Source organism: Brevibacterium sediminis, assembly GCF_013623905.1.
GTDB lineage: Bacteria > Actinomycetota > Actinomycetes > Actinomycetales > Brevibacteriaceae > Brevibacterium > Brevibacterium sediminis.
The window spans coordinates 426,113-440,157 of the sequence record NZ_JABKDD010000001.1 but is presented as its reverse complement, the minus strand read 5'-3'; the positions used below and the strand labels follow the sequence as shown (position 1 = coordinate 440,157).

Genomic DNA, 14,045 nt, shown 5'->3' with positions numbered 1-14,045 from the left:
GTCACTGTCCTTCTACGCGGATCACGGATTTGACGGTGTGGACGACAGGCAGATCGACGAGTCGATCGACCGTCTTCTGCAGAGTCGAGTCGGTGTTCGAGTGGGTGGCCAGCACGAGCTTCGCGTGCTGGACGCCGTTGTCGTCGATGTCCCCGATCGTCTGTCGCATCAGTTCGATGGATGCCCCTTCATCGGCAAAGACCTCGGAGACCGCGGCGAGCACACCGGGACGGTCGACCACGTCGAGGGTGATGTGGTACCTGGTCGTGATCGCCGAGATCGGCAGGATCGGGTAGTCCTCGTGGAAGGGGCGTTCGTACTGTCCGCGTCCGCCGAGCACCTTGCGCCTGGCCACGGACACGAGGTCGCCGAGCACGGCGGATGCGGTCGGTGCTCCCCCGGCCCCCTGTCCGTAGAACATCAGCTCGCCGGCGGCTTCGGCCTCGATGAACACGGCGTTGAAGGCACCGCGAACGGATGCCAGTGCGTGTCCTTGGTCGAGAAGCGCCGGATAGACGCGCGCCGAGAGTCCGGCGCCCGCCGGTGATGAGGCCACACGTTCGCACACGGCGAGGAGTTTGATGACGAAGCCCTGGTCCCGGGCGGTCTCGACCATCTCGGCGGTGACGTCTTCGATGCCTTCGACGTGGACGTCGTCGATCGACACGGGTGCGTGGAATGCCAGAGATGACAGGATCGCAGCCTTCGCCGCCGCATCGTGTCCGCCGATGTCAGCGGTCGGATCGGCCTCTGCGTATCCGAGCCCTTGGGCGGCGGTGAGCGCCTGGTCGAAATCCCAGCCCTCGGAGTCCATCTGGTCGAGGATGTAGTTCGTCGTGCCGTTGACGATGCCCATGATGCGTTCGATCCGGTCGCCGGCCAGCGAATCGCCGACGGGTCGGATGATCGGGATGGCCCCTGCCACCGCTGCTTCGTGCTCGAGGCGCACACCAGCGGCGTCGGCAGCGGACATGAGCTCGCCGTAGCTGGCGGCCAGCAGAGCCTTGTTCGCGGTCACGACCGATGAACCCTGGCGCAGCGCTGCGGTGATGAGCGAGCGGGCGGGTTCGATTCCGCCCATCAGCTCGACGACGATATCGGCTCCGGCGATGGCCGCCTCGGCGTCGGTCGTCAGCAGCTTCTCGTCAATTCCCGGGCGGGCCTTCGAGGCATCGCGGACGACGATGGCGCTCAGCTCCAACGGAGCGCCGATGCGCTCGGCCAGGCCCTCCGCCCGATTCTGGATTCGGGCGGCGACCTCCGTGCCGACGACTCCGCATCCGAGCATGGCAACCTTCAGTGCCTGCATTTCCTCACCTTTTCCGCTCTTGTCTCTCACACTCATCAGTTCGACGCCTCTCCCCCGGCCATTCCCGGGTCGGTGGCGAACATCTGCGTGTGGTCTTCGGGGGTCACGATCCACTCAACTCTATCGGCCTCGACGGCCAGCACGCCCGGCCGGGGCAGATGGTTGTAGTTGTTGGCCAGCGAGCGACAGTACGCCCCGGTGGTCGGGACCGCGACGAGATCGCCTGCGGTGACGTCTGCACCCATGTATTCGTCGCGGACGATGATGTCACCGGATTCGCAGTGCTTGCCGACGACCCGCACGATCGCAGGCTCGGCGTTCGAGTTCCGGTTGGCCAGGGTGCACGAATAGTCCGCGTCGTAGAGTGCCGTGCGGATGTTGTCGCTCATTCCCCCGTTGACGGCGACATATGTGCGAGTGCCGCTGTCCGTGCTCACCTGTTTGACGGTGCCGACCTCGTAGAGAGTGAACACCGCCGGGGAGACGATGGCGCGACCGGGTTCGATGGAGATCCTGGGGACGCTCGTGCCCAGGCCCCGGCATTCCTTGGCCACGACGGCAGCGAGCTCTGCGGCCATCTCCGCGACTGGGATCGGCGTGTCCTGGGAGGTGTAGCGGATGCCGAAGCCGCCGCCGAGGTCGACATCGGGCAGGTCGATGCCGTGTTCGCCCATGATCTCGGCTCGGAAGGCGAGTACGCGGGAGGCGGCGACCTGGAATCCGGAGATGTCGAAGATCTGCGAACCGATGTGGGAGTGGAGACCGTCGAGACGCAGATGTTCGGATTCGGCGACCAGACGAGCGGCCCGGGCGGCGATACCGTCGGCGAGGGAGAGCCCGAACTTCTGGTCTTCGTGAGCCGTGGCGATGAAGTCGTGGGTGTGCGCTTCGACGCCGACCGTGACTCGCAGCATGACCGGGGCGACCGTTCCTCTGGCCGCAGCGATGGATTCCAGACGTGCGACCTCATCGAGGCTGTCGACGAAGATCCTGGCCACGCCGTAGTCGAGGGCGTATTCGAGCTCCGCCGCCGATTTGTTGTTTCCGTGCAGCCCGACGCGGTCGCCGGGGACACCGGCGGCGCGGGCGATCATCATCTCGCCCAGGGAGCAGGTGTCGAGGCCGAGCCCGGCCTCATGCACCCAGCGGGCTACAGCTGTGCACAAGAATGCCTTCCCGGCGTAGAACACATCGGCGCCGGCCAGTCCCTTCTCCACGGAGAAGGCGTTGGAGAATGTGCTCAGGTAGGCCTCGGCACGGCTGCGGAAGTCAGCGACGTCCATGACGAGAGTAGGGGTCCCGTATCGTTCGGCCAGGTCCGTCACGGAATGACCGGCGATCGTGAGCACCCCGTCGTCGGTCTTCGTGACGTTGTCCGACCACAGACTCGGCAACAGGGCATTGACGTCATCGGGATAGGGCAGCCACACCGGGGCCGGTGTCGCGTGCAGAGTCCCTGCGATATGTGCGGGCATCAGATCCTCTCCGGGGCCGAAGCGCCCAATTGTCGTAGTCCTGCGGCGAGGACGATGATGACGGCTCTCAGAGCGAAGAGCCGGGAGGCATGGGTGACGGTGATGTCCTCATCGACCGTCGGAGTGACCGGACAGCGGCGGATCCAGTCCTCGACGGCATCGCCGAGGTCGATAAGAGCGTTGACGAACAGATCGTTCTCGCCGAGGCGGCGCGAGCGTTCCAGCGCTGACGGCAGTCCCGCCACGGCATTGAGCATTCGCGTCTCGCTCGGATCCTCGAGTCCCGCCGCGTCGACGGCCTCGGACGGGATTCCCGCCCGGTGCGCCCGCCGCTGCTCCCGGCAGGCGGCGGCATGGCCGCGCTGCAGGCTGTTCACCGCGACCGGGTCGACGTCACGGTCGTGGTCGCCGGTGACAGGCGCCTGTGCCGATTCCCGGTCCGCAGCGACGAGCAGCGTGCGCAGCGGCGACCCGTCCTGTTCCGCTCCCTCGATCGAATCGGTCTCCCCCGCTGCAGTGATGATGTCGCTGAGCACATGTGCTCGGCCAGCGGGAGTGAGGGTCACGTTGACGAAGCCGGGCCCGGCGATGACGGCATCCGCCACCCCGGTCAGGACACGCAGTTCGGTGCACAGATGTGCGGCGAGCTCGGTCCGCTGCTCGGGTGCAGCGGCGGCGCGCAGCGCCACGGGCGTCGTCCAGTCACCGAGTTCGGAACGGTTCGGAGCCAGGACGTCGATCTGCATGGCGAACCCCGGTGCGACGAGGCCTGCCTCGGCCGTCGCCAAGGCGCGCGCGAGTGCAGTCTGCAAGTCTTCCGGGGTCACTCGAACAGAGTACTCGGGCCCGGACGGCGAGGACGAATCCGATGTCGTCTTCGCTCTCATGACGAGACGGAAGCCCGCCAGGCCTCAGATGGCGCCGGGTCGGCAGGCGGCGTGGCTGACGAAGAATTTGACGGCCACCGAGGCGAGCACCACGACGAATGCCGGCCACATGCTGTCGAAGCTCTGGAGGAGAAAGGCGAAGATCAACGGGCCGGTGGCCGCGAGGAGATACCCGCCGCCCTGGACGAAGCCGGACAGGGAAGCCGCCGCCTCGGCGTTTCGCGCCCGGAGGGTGATGAGTGTCAGAGCGAGTGGGAACGTGGAGATGCCGATGCCCAGCAGCACTGTCCACAGCACGGGAGCCGCTGTCGGCAGCAGCCACAGACCCAGGTACCCCACGGCCAGGCTGAGGCAGAAGCCGACGACGATGGGATAGGCCGAGGTCATCTTCTGAGCCAGGGTCGGCAGGACGAATCCGAGGACGAGAGGGATGGCGGTGACCAGCGCGAGCATCGCCCCGCCGAAGGCAGCATCGAACCCGGAGCGGGTGAGCAGACCCGGCAGCCAGGTGAAGAGGATGAAGTTGTTGAACGACGTCAGACCCGTCATCGTCATCAGCGCCCAGGCCCGAGGGCTGCGCAGAAGGCGAGAGAGCTCACTGCCGCCGACGACGGCGACGGCCACCTCGGCGGCGGGTGCGGGCATGACGATGCGGATGGCGATCCACACGACCGCACCCAGAGCCGCGAAACCGGCCCAGACGAGCAGTGAGCCTCTCCAACCGACACCGGAGGCGAGGGGAACCGCCACGAGCGGCGGAATGAACGTCCCGAACTGGAGGAGCCCGACGTGCACGGTCGACATGAGGGCCACCCTGTCGGGGAAATACGATTTCACCAGGGGCGGGAGGATGACGTTGCCGATGCCCATTCCCAGCAGGGCCAGCACGCTCAGCGCCAGGAACAGCGATGGCGAATCGATGACCGCGCGGACACCCAGTCCGATCATGACCATCACCATGGCGGCCAAGGTCAGGCCGAGTCCGGAGAAGCGGGCATAGAGCCGCGGGGTGATGAAGCCGCTGATGCCGTAGAGCAGCGGCGGCAGCATGCCGATGACGGCCAGGAACACCGCGCTCAGTTCGATCTCTTCGCCCATGGTGTCGAGCAGAGGCGAGAGCCCGGTGACTCCGGGGCGCAGATTGAAGGCAGCGAAGACGATTCCGAGGACGATCAGAATGCGGATGCGCGCGGAGTTCATGAGCTCTTTCCTATCAGACACCGACGTCCGGTTCGGTGGCCGGGGCCCATCAGAAGTCGAGTTTGAGACCTTCGACCGGTGAGAGTCGGGACGCTCGCCTGGCCGGTGCCAGAGCGGAGAGGATGCCGGCGACGACCGCCACGCCGAGGATGCCGAGGAAGGACGGGGCAGAGAAGTCGACGATGAGGTCGGTGGAGTAGTCGTGGGTGACCAACCGTGTGCCGACGATGCCCAGGGCACCGCCGAGCACGAGTCCCAGCAGTGCGGCCACCGATGAGATGAGCACCGCCTCGAGCGCCAGCAGAGTCCGCAGCTGCGCAAGGCTCAGCCCCAGCGCCCGCATCAGCGCGTTCTCCCGGCGGCGCTCGATGACGGAGAGGCTGACCGTGTTCGAGACGCCGATGAGCGCGATGACCACGGAGACGAAGAGCAGAGCCACGGCCCCGGCGAGCATGACATCAATGAGTTCGGAATAGGCGCCCCGGGCGACGGCCGAGCCGCCGACCTCGTCGCTGGAGACGTCGAGCGTCTCGGCCACGGACTGTCGGATGCGGGTGATCTCGTCGACGTCGACATCCTCGTCGAGGCGGACGAGCACGGCCGTCGTCGTCGCCGAGATGCCGAGATCGTTGCCGACGTCGGGGGTGGTGAAGAAGGCGAGACTGGAGAGGCCGTCCCTGTGCACGGGCACGCTCATCTCGTTGAGCCCTTTCACCCGCACTGTCGGTGAAGGATAGTCTTCGGGGACTGTGACCCGTCCGGACACGATGTTCGCGGCCGCGTCTCCGAGTACGGTCTCGGCGCTGTCCGGGTCGATGACGAAGATCTCGGGACGGGAGCCTTTGAAGTCTTCGACCGCCTCGGCGCGGTGGGCGATGACCGCGGTGGACACGCCGGGGATCTCGCGCACATCGTCGAGTTGGTCATCATCGACGAGGCCCGACAGCGGCACGGAGATGTCAACGGGATAACGCTGGTCGAGGCCGTGGCTGAGCGTCGCTTTCGTCGACATGCCGCCCACGAGGATCGTCGCCACCAAGGTCACGCCGATGATGAGCGCCGTGGCTGTGGCCGCGGTGCGACGCGGATTGCGCAATGTGTTCAGGGTCGCCAGCTGACCGGGAACGCCCCAAGGGCTGAACAGCACCTCCCCCGTCCATGCGACGACGGGCGGGATGATCTTCGCCGCGCTGATGACCAGCCCCGTGACCACGAGTCCCCCACCCAGCGCTCCGCCGAGGATCCAGAGCTGCGAAGCCGACACCGCATAGACCGAGACGATGACGAGAACCACACCCAGCCCGATGCAGCCGAAACCCACGAGGTGGCGCGGACGAGCGCGGGTGCTCGGCGAGATGGATGCGTCGAAGGGCTGGAGTGCTTCGAGCGGTGTCACAGCGATGGCACTGCGAGCCGGTCGGATGGTGGCCACAATCGTCAGCAGGGCACCGACGACGACACCGCTGACCAGGGCGGAGACGGGAACGGTGAGAGTGTCGTAGGGGAACTCCTGCGGCCAGTAGCGCACCGCTACAGCCATCAGTCCGCGACTGCCGACGACCCCGGTGAGCACACCGAAGATCGACCCGAGCAATCCGACGAAGAGCCCTTCGGCCACGACCGAGCCGTACATCTGCAGGCGGGTGGCGCCGAGGCAGCGCAGCAGAGCGAATTCCCGACGGCGTCCGGCGACGATGACGGAGAAGGTGTTGGAGACGACGAGGATGGCGACGATGACGGAGATTCCGGCGAAGACGAGCAGGAGACCGGTCACGACAGCGTTGCCGCCGGAGAGGCGGTCGGTCTTCGCTTTCACGGCATCGTCCACGGAGAGCGCTTCGAGGCTGCCGCTCAGTTCCGAACCGTCGATGACCCTCTGCAGCTGTGTACGCACAGCCTCTGGGTCCGCGCCGCTCTCGAGGGCGATCTGAATGGCGATGACATCGCCCTGCTGGGCGAAATACTCCTGATAGCCCGATGCTGTCGTCAGCGCTCGAGTGGCGCCGGGCAGGGCCGGATCCTGCCCCATTTCGGCGATGCCCACGACGGAGAAGGTGACGCTGCTCTGACTCGGACCCCGGTAGATCGGCATGTCATCGTTTCCGCTCTCCACTGGCACAGCATCGACGGTGAAGCGAATCTCATCGCCGACTCCGACGTTGAGATCGCTGGCCGTGCGAGTGTCGAGCACGAGGTCCGTCGTCGCTTCCGGTCGCTGACCGGAGACCATATCGAACGTGTCGAGCCGTTCATCGGCGGGCACCGGAGACAGCGCAAAAGAGCATTCGGAGAATGCGGCACCTCGGCCCGTGGTCACTGTGCGGGCCGACAACGACGCGGTAGCCACCCCGTCGACTTCGGCCAAGGGGCGCAGCAGCGGAGAGGCCTCGTCTCCCCCGACGAAGACGTCTCTGTCCGGGACGACGGTGAGGTCGGCTTTCTCGAAAGAACGGCCGACGGCGTGTTCGAGGCTGTCCTGCAGCGAGGAATTGATGATCAGGGTGGTTGCGACGAATCCGGAAGCCAATGCGATGCCGAGGCCGATTGCGAGGAATCGGGCCCAGTGGATCCGAATCTGCGCGAGGGCGACTGCGATCACAGAGAGCTCAGTTCACTCAGCGCCGTGACCACGCTCTCGCGCGTCGGCTGACGAACTTCACCCGTGGCTCGTCCGTCCTTGAGCAGAACGACCCGGCCGGCGTGCGATGCCGCGACGGGGTCGTGGGTGACCATGATGATCGTCTGCCCGTACAGGGTCGTGGCCCGACCGAGCAGGGACAGGACCTCCGCTCCGGCATGGGAGTCGAGGTTTCCCGTGGGCTCATCGGCGAAGATGACATCCGGTCGCGTCAGCAGAGCCCGGGCCACGGCGACTCTCTGCTGCTGACCGCCGGAGAGCTCGTGCGGACGATGCTGCAGCCGATCGCCGAGTTCGAGGCGTTCGACCACTTCGGCCTTCCACTCGCGATCGATCTTCTTCCGGGCCAGCGAGACCGGCAGTTCGATGTTCTGTTCAGCGCTCAGCGTCGGGACGAGGTTGAAGGCCTGGAAGATGAAGCCGACGCGGTCACGCCGCAGCTGAGTCAGCTGCCGGTCGTTGAGACGGGTGATGTCCTGGCCGCGCATGATGATCGAACCCGAATCGACACGGTCGAGCCCGGCAAGCACATGCATGAACGTCGATTTTCCGGACCCGGAGGGTCCCATGATGGCGGTGAAGCGTCCCGATTCGAAGTCGACGCTGATGTCGTCGAGAGCGTCGACTGCCGTATCACCGCGGCCGAAGCTCTTGCGCAGACCCTGCGCTCGGAGGACGATCTCATCGTCCCCCGCGCCGGTCTGGACGGGCTCTTCAGCAGATTCCGACATCGTATGCCTCACATCGCGGTCCGGGTCTCGTCTCCGACTACCTTAGATCCTGTCTGCACCATCGACCACTCGGACCGCGAATGCAGAACCGCCCACCTCAGAAGTTGAGATGGGCGGTGTCGTGGTGCCCGCGACAGGATTCGAACCTACGACCTTCTGCTCCGGAGGCAGACGCTCTATCCACTGAGCTACGCGGGCAACGGATGCAACTCTATCACCGTTGGGCACCACCTCCCAAAACGGCACCGCGGGCAGTCCTCGAGGACTGCCCGCGGTGCCGTAGGGCTGTGATCAGCGATGTTCGAGCAGATCAGGCACCCTTCATAGCCTTGCGGCCGGGCACGTATTCCCAGTGCCAGAGCTCATAGGAATTGCGCTTGGCCCAGTCCGGATTCTCCCACCCGAACTTCTCGGCGTTGGCGACGAGCCATTCGTACTGCTGGCCGGTTCCGTTCTGCGTTCCCGCGCCGAGGTCCAGTGCCAGGCCCCAACCGTGGTTGGAGGTTCCGGGACGAGCCGCGAAGCCGGGTTTGCGTGCGGCGACGGAGACCTGTGATTCCAGCGAACGGTAGGAGTCGGTGACTGCGAGGTCTTTGCCGGTGTCCTTCTTGAAGGCAGCGTTCATCTTCGCGAACGACACGGCCGCATCGGAGCGCAGCTTGTGATTGCCCACGCCGATCTCGCACAGCCATCCGTCGGGCAGCTCGCCGTTGCTCGCCTCACCCTTCGGGGCTGCTTCGTCACAGCCGGGCAGAACGGTCTTCGTGATCGCGCGAGACGCCGCGTCGACCTTGGTCTGCTTGGCGCTCGGGGCGCCGATGGTCATCGAGGTCTTGTCATCGTCGTCGACCTTGATGTCGGCGGAGACCGATTCGGCGTTGATCGCACGCGGCTGGGACTGTGCAGCCGTGTCGTCGACCTTGACTTCCTGGTTGCCGCTCATGTTGCCGGCGACCATCACGGCAGCGATGGCGGTACCGGTGACCGAGACGGTGGCCAGAGCGGAGAAGGTGGTGACTTGACGGCGGCGGACCGAGCGCAGCAGCGAACCGTCGGAACCGCGGTTGCCGAGCTGAGCCGCGGCCAGCGTCGACGTATGACCCGCAGGGGTCATCGGTCGAGAAGCCTCTTTGGCCATCGCTGCCCGTCGCGGTGAGCCCACTGCTGCGCGGGCCTCGGCGGCCATCGCCGCGCGACGAGGTGAGAGGGCTGCGGATGCGCTGTTCCGCGACTGCGATGTCACGGGATGCGAAGAGTTGATCGTCGAAACCTGCGAAGAGGCGTTCTGCTTCCGCAGATCACGTCGGCGGACCGGCGGCGCCTCGACGGTCGAGAGCTCACTCGACATAGTGCTCCATACTGTTGGTGAAGATTGTGCGGTGGAAGCCCTCTGCCGGGCGCCCGAAAGCTTATGTCACAACACTATAACGACATCGTTACAGAATGTCACCTTCAGTTCATACACAGCGTGTGACCTGGTCATTTCCTGACGATGCATGGTCACAGATCACTACAGGCGCCCTACTCCAGCTGTCCTGAATCACTGTTTCGTTACGAACCGTTACACAGTCGGTCACGTCTGGGACTCCGCGCCGAACGGCACTTCCCACGAGCACAGGCATGGGCTCACGGCCGAACACATGGCCCCGCGCACCGGCACAGCGCCGGGAGCGGACGCGACGCCTCGACGGCGGCCTCCCCGCAATCAGGAGGCCGCCGTCTAGGCGAATGGGTGAGCCGGGCGGATCGGCCGGCGCAGAACGCTCAGCGGCGGAAGTCGAATCGTCCCCGCTGCATCGCGTCCTGGACTTCGCCGACGAGCTCTTCGAGCACGTCTTCGAGGAACAGCAGGCCGAGGACCTGCGCCTGAGAGTCGATGACGCGGGCGACATGGATTCCCGCCTTCTGCATCTGCGCCAGCGCCTCTTCGACCTCGTCATCGGCGGTGACCGTGAACAGGGGGCGGAAGCGCTTGCTCTGCACTGGAGCGTCGAAGGCCTCTTCGGTGTCCGCGTAGAGGACATCCTTGATGTGGAGGTAGTCCTGCGGATACCCGTCGTCACCGACGACGAAGTATCGGGAGAAGCCTGTCTTGCCGACCAAGGTCACAAGCTCGTTCGGGGTCACCTTGTCCGAGATCGTGATGAGTTCGGACATCGGGACCATGATGTCGGACGCAGTCTTGTCGCTGAACTCGATGGCGCCCTTGAGCAGCCCAGTATCATCACTGAGCAGTCCCTCGCGCTTCGACTCGGCCACGATCGATTCGACCTGCTCGATCGTATAGGCCTCATTGACCTCGTCACGGGCCTCGATCTTGAACAGGTGGAGGACCCCATTGGCCAGGCCGTTGAGGGGGCGGATGACGAAACCGAAGACCCGCGCCAGGAACACCAGCGGTGTCGCCAGCAGCATCACGGCCTGGCCGGAGGCGGCAAGCGCCAGGTTCTTCGGCACCATCTCACCGATGACCACGTGCAGGTAGGTGACGACGCCGAGCGCCAGGACGAAGGAGATCGTCGAGGACAGTCCGGCGGGAATGCCCAGGCCCTCGAGGGGACCGGCGAGCAGGTGGTGGATGGCCGGTTCGGCCACATTGCCCAAAAGCAGGGAGCACACGGTGATGCCGAGCTGGCAGATCGCCAGCATCAGTGATACGTGCTCCATCGCATAGAGAGCGGTCTTGGCCGCCGCGGAGCCTTCGGCCGCTCGCGGTTCGATCTGTGATCGCTTGGCAGCGACAATCGCGAATTCGGCGGCGACGAAGAAGGAGTTGCCCAGCAGGAGAACGACCAGCCAGACCAGTCCGAACCAATCGGCGCTCATCGAGTCTCACCTCCGGTTTCGAAAGCCCCTGCGTCGGCGGCGCGCAGCACCACCCGGAGGCGTTCGATGCGTCGTCCGTGCATCCGTTCGACCACGATGCGGGCATCGTCCATCCGGACCTCGTCACCCGGTTCGGGAATCCGCCCGAGCTCCTTGAGGACGAATCCGGCCAGAGTCTCGTAGTCCGAGTCCTCCGGGATCGTGACCCCTATCGTCGACGAGATCTCATCGGGCCGCAGCTGACCGGGCACGATCCAGGAGCCGTCGCGAGCCGGTCGTGCCGCGACGCGCATCCGATCGTGCTCATCGGCGACCTCGCCCACGAGCTCCTCGACGACATCCTCGAGCGTGACCACTCCAGCTGTGCCGCCGAACTCATCGACGACCACAGCCATCTGCAGACCGGTGGCGCGCAGCTCCAAGAGCAGCGGGTCGAGGCGCTGCGTCTCCGGGATCTCACGGACCTCGGTCATCAGCCCTCCTGCGTAGGCGTCGTCGCGGTTGCTCGGAGGCACGGCGAAGGCCTGTTTGACGTGAACGACTCCGACGATGTGGTCCTTGTCCTCGTCAGCCACGGGGAACCGGGAGAATCCGGTGTCCCGAGCCTGTTCGATGATCTGTCGAGCCGTGGTGTCCTTGTCCACCGTGGACATGCGCGTGCGCGGAGTCATCACGTCTTCCGCGGTGCGCTCGGAGAAGCTCAGAGTCCTCTCCAGCAGACCTGCTGTCTGCTCATCGAGCACGCCCTCTTCGGCGGAGTGCCGCACGAGTGAGGTCAGCTCCTCCGGGGAACGCCCCACCGAGCCTTCTTCCTGCGGCTCGATGCCCATCGACATGAGGATCTTGTTCGCCGTACCGTTGAGGACGGCGATGACGGGCTTGAAGACGATCGAGAAGACGTACTGCATCGGTGCGGCGATGCGACCGGTCGCCAGCGGAACAGCGATGGCGAGGTTCTTCGGCACTAGCTCTCCGAAGATCATCGATCCCACGGTGGAGACGATGAGGGCGATGGTCAGCGCCAGCGGGGCCGCGAGGCCGGGGCCGACGCCCCAGGCCTCGAACAGCGGCGCCAGCAGCCTGCCCAAGGACGGTTCCATGAGGTAACCGGTGAGCAGAGTGGTGATCGTGATGCCCACCTGCGCTGCCGAGAGCTGGGTGGACAGGTGGGTCATCGAACGCCGCAGCGTCTTCGCGCCGACGACACCTTCTTCAACCGCTTTATCGGCTGTATGGCGGTCGAGCGTCAGCAGCGAAAATTCGGCTGCGACGAAGACTCCGGTGCCGAGGATGAGCAGCAGCGCGAGGGCGAGGAGTATCCATTCCATCAGTGACTGTCCCCGCCGATCGCTATCTGCTCAGCAGAGCAGTTGAGGTGTGAGACCCTCGCGGGGTGAGGGTCGTCATCTGGGGCGCCGGCTTCCCGCCGGCCGGGACTGTCACTGTGCATGAGGAGATCTTACCAACTTCCCGACAGCGGTCGGCCCTCTTCGTAGCCGGCGGCGCTCTGAACACCGACCGCGGCCATACGCGCGAATTCTCCGAGATCACCGGCCCCGGCATAGGTGCAGGAGCTGCGGACGCCCGAAGTGATGCCGTCGAGCAGGTCCTCGACCCCAGGAGATTCAGGGTCGATGTACATAGTTGACGAAGAGATGCCCTCTTCGAACAGTCCCTTCCGAGCGCGCGCAAAGGCCGATTCCGCTCTGGTCCGGTTGGCCACGGCCCGAGCCGAAGCCATGCCGAAGCTCTCCTTGTACTTCCGACCCTCTCCGTCGACGAGCAGGTCGCCGGGCGATTCGTGGGTCCCGGCGAACCAGGATCCGACCATCACCTGAGAGGCCCCGGCCGCCAGGGCCAGAGCGACATCGCGGGGGTAGCGGACTCCGCCGTCGGCCCACACGTGGGCACCCAGCTCGCGAGCCGCCTCGGCGCATTCGAGCACTGCGGAGAACTGGGGACGACCGACCGCGGTCATCATCCTGGTCGTGCACATGGCTCCCGGGCCGACTCCGACCTTGACGATGTCGGCGCCGGCAGCGACGAGGTCGCGGACCCCTTCGGCCGTGACGACGTTTCCGGCCACGATCGGCACCCCGAGCTCGGCATCCGCGATCGCCGACAGTGTGTCGAGCATCTTCACCTGGTGGCCATGGGCGGTGTCGACGACGAGGACGTCCGCGCCGGCTTCGACCAACGCAGCGGCACGTTCGACCGCGGCACCGTTGACGCCGATGGCCACGGCGATCTTCAGCCGTCCTCGATCGTCGACATTGGGCGTGTAGATGGACGAGCGCAGCAGCGACTTCGGAGTCAGGCTGCCGAGCACCGTGTTCTCATCGTCGACGACAGCGGCGAACTCGGCTCGCGACTCCGTCATCGACTCGAAGAGGGACTCCAGCTGTGCAGCGTCCTCCCAGTCTACCTCGGAAGCGCGGATGACATGCGGTGAGGAGTCCAACAGCTCCGCCACCGAGGTGAAGCGATCGACTCCGCGCAGATCTGCAGCATTGATGATGCCTTCGAGCCTTCCCCCGTCGTCGACGACGACGCCGAAGCCGTGCGAACGCTTGGCCAGCACGTGCAGAGCGTTGAGCACTGTGTCATCAGGCGAGAAGCGCAGCGCGGATTCGAAGATCCGGTCGCGGCTCTTGACCCAGGCGATGGTCTCCTGCGCGGCGGTCAGCGGAATGTCCTGGGGCAGCACCGCCAGTCCCCCGCGACGTGCCATCGTCTCCGCCATCCGTCGACCGGACACAGCAGTCATATTCGCTGCGACGAGCGGCGTCGTCGACCCGGTCGGATCGGTCGCCGTGAGGTCGACTTCGAAGCGCGAAGTCAGTGCCGACGAGTTCGGCACGAGGAAGACATCGGAGTAGGTGAGATCGGTGTTCGGGTCATTTGAGATGAAACGCATAACACTATTGTCCCTTAACTGCACATTCGATGGCACATCACGTTAGGCTTGGAGATGTCGTT

At 65.5% G+C, this 14,045-nt stretch carries 10 protein-coding genes and 1 tRNA gene; all 11 read right to left on the bottom strand.

Annotation, left to right across the window (positions count from 1 at the left end; translation table 11 throughout):
• Position 1: 1 nt before the first annotated feature.
• The 11 genes from HK108_RS02015 to guaB1 all read right to left on the bottom strand — a co-directional run bounded on the left by HK108_RS02015 (position 2) and on the right by guaB1 (position 13,983).
• Entirely contained in the window at positions 2–1,309 is a 1,308-nt protein-coding gene (locus tag HK108_RS02015) for a homoserine dehydrogenase (protein ID WP_139907905.1), read from the bottom strand.
• Between the two features lie 35 nt (positions 1,310–1,344).
• The gene (gene lysA, locus HK108_RS02010; RefSeq protein WP_139907903.1) at positions 1,345–2,784 is read right to left on the bottom strand and encodes a diaminopimelate decarboxylase; all 1,440 of its coding nucleotides are present in this window, start codon (positions 2,782–2,784) and stop codon (positions 1,345–1,347) included.
• Complete coding sequence (locus tag HK108_RS02005) at positions 2,784–3,611, bottom strand: DALR anticodon-binding domain-containing protein (protein ID WP_180987859.1); 828 nt, start codon at positions 3,609–3,611, stop codon at positions 2,784–2,786. Before HK108_RS02005 ends, lysA begins: the two co-directional genes overlap by 1 nt.
• 84 nt (positions 3,612–3,695) lie before the next feature.
• Complete coding sequence (locus HK108_RS02000) at positions 3,696–4,871, bottom strand: MFS transporter (RefSeq protein ID WP_139907898.1); 1,176 nt, start codon at positions 4,869–4,871, stop codon at positions 3,696–3,698.
• A gap of 49 nt (positions 4,872–4,920) precedes the next feature.
• Positions 4,921–7,470 (bottom strand): ABC transporter permease, encoded by a 2,550-nt coding sequence (locus tag HK108_RS01995; RefSeq protein WP_181270440.1) that lies wholly within the window; start codon positions 7,468–7,470, stop codon positions 4,921–4,923.
• Positions 7,467–8,240 carry an ABC transporter ATP-binding protein gene (locus HK108_RS01990; protein ID WP_139466969.1) on the bottom strand — a complete coding sequence of 258 codons (774 nt, stop codon included), beginning with the start codon at positions 8,238–8,240 and terminating at the stop codon, positions 7,467–7,469. Before HK108_RS01990 ends, HK108_RS01995 begins: the two co-directional genes overlap by 4 nt.
• A 122-nt stretch (positions 8,241–8,362) precedes the next feature.
• Positions 8,363–8,438, bottom strand: a tRNA-Arg gene (locus tag HK108_RS01985).
• A 112-nt stretch (positions 8,439–8,550) separates the two neighbouring features.
• On the bottom strand, positions 8,551–9,588 hold the full coding sequence (locus HK108_RS01980) for a M15 family metallopeptidase (protein ID WP_139466968.1): 1,038 nt from the start codon (positions 9,586–9,588) through the stop codon (positions 8,551–8,553).
• A gap of 416 nt (positions 9,589–10,004) precedes the next feature.
• On the bottom strand, positions 10,005–11,066 hold the full coding sequence (locus HK108_RS01975; protein ID WP_101545483.1) for a hemolysin family protein: 1,062 nt from the start codon (positions 11,064–11,066) through the stop codon (positions 10,005–10,007).
• On the bottom strand, positions 11,063–12,394 hold the full coding sequence (locus tag HK108_RS01970; RefSeq protein ID WP_139466966.1) for a hemolysin family protein: 1,332 nt from the start codon (positions 12,392–12,394) through the stop codon (positions 11,063–11,065). Before HK108_RS01970 ends, HK108_RS01975 begins: the two co-directional genes overlap by 4 nt.
• 131 nt (positions 12,395–12,525) lie before the next feature.
• Positions 12,526–13,983 carry a GMP reductase gene (guaB1, locus tag HK108_RS01965; protein ID WP_139907896.1) on the bottom strand — a complete coding sequence of 486 codons (1,458 nt, stop codon included), beginning with the start codon at positions 13,981–13,983 and terminating at the stop codon, positions 12,526–12,528.
• Positions 13,984–14,045: the final 62 nt, after the last annotated feature.

Coding starts and splice junctions, on each gene's coding strand:
- HK108_RS02000 (WP_139907898.1), bottom strand. CDS start 4,871: ATGAACTCCGCGCGCATCCGCATTCTGATCGTCCTCGGAATCGTCTTC.
- HK108_RS02015 (WP_139907905.1), bottom strand. CDS start 1,309: ATGCAGGCACTGAAGGTTGCCATGCTCGGATGCGGAGTCGTCGGCACG.
- HK108_RS01970 (WP_139466966.1), bottom strand. CDS start 12,394: ATGGAATGGATACTCCTCGCCCTCGCGCTGCTGCTCATCCTCGGCACC.
- HK108_RS01975 (WP_101545483.1), bottom strand. CDS start 11,066: ATGAGCGCCGATTGGTTCGGACTGGTCTGGCTGGTCGTTCTCCTGCTG.
- lysA (WP_139907903.1), bottom strand. CDS start 2,784: ATGCCCGCACATATCGCAGGGACTCTGCACGCGACACCGGCCCCGGTG.
- HK108_RS01990 (WP_139466969.1), bottom strand. CDS start 8,240: ATGTCGGAATCTGCTGAAGAGCCCGTCCAGACCGGCGCGGGGGACGAT.
- guaB1 (WP_139907896.1), bottom strand. CDS start 13,983: ATGCGTTTCATCTCAAATGACCCGAACACCGATCTCACCTACTCCGAT.
- HK108_RS01980 (WP_139466968.1), bottom strand. CDS start 9,588: ATGTCGAGTGAGCTCTCGACCGTCGAGGCGCCGCCGGTCCGCCGACGT.